The sequence below is a fragment of the Paraburkholderia sp. BCC1876 genome, from assembly GCF_902833695.1.
Taxonomy (GTDB): Bacteria; Pseudomonadota; Gammaproteobacteria; order Burkholderiales; family Burkholderiaceae; genus Paraburkholderia.
Genome location: NZ_CADFGI010000098.1, coordinates 1 through 443 on the forward strand (window position 1 = coordinate 1; position 443 = coordinate 443).

At 65.2% G+C, this 443-nt stretch carries 1 protein-coding gene and 1 pseudogene; one reads left to right on the forward strand and one right to left on the reverse strand.

The window, feature by feature from the left end:
• On the reverse strand, positions 1–188 hold a 188-nt coding region (locus HWY05_RS38190), incomplete at its 3' end, for a hypothetical protein (RefSeq protein ID WP_208459131.1).
• 44 nt (positions 189–232) lie between these two features.
• Between HWY05_RS38190 and HWY05_RS37960 the strand changes: the two are divergent.
• Positions 233–443 (forward strand): annotated as a pseudogene (locus HWY05_RS37960) (alpha,alpha-trehalose-phosphate synthase); the annotation flags it as partial.

The following is a 443-nucleotide window of genomic DNA, read 5'->3' on the forward strand; positions in this document are numbered from 1 at the left end:
AGCACATGCGAGCCCGCATCCTGCGCAAGGTGATACTCGACATCGCGGACCCGGCGCTGCTGCTGCGCTATCTGTCGGATTAGCGGCAGCCCGTTCGCCGCGCGGCTGGCCCCATGGGTTGACGGGCCGTGCCCCGCTTCGACAAGGCACTTGCCGGCAAGGCCCGGCGAATGCTTCGCATTGCTCATCAGATTCCAAGCCCGAACGCTCAAATCAAATACAGGAGGCTAAAGTGAGTCGTCTCGTCGTGGTATCGAACCGGACATCCGATCCGGACAGTTCGGCCCCGGGAGGCCTGGCCGTCGCGCTCAACGACAGCCTGCAGCAGCGCGGCGGCATCTGGTTCGGCTGGAGCGGCAAGCTCGCCGAGGCCGACAGCGATCCCGGCCGCCAGGAGGTGCAGGTTCGCGAATACGGCAACATGGAACTCGCCACCATCGACC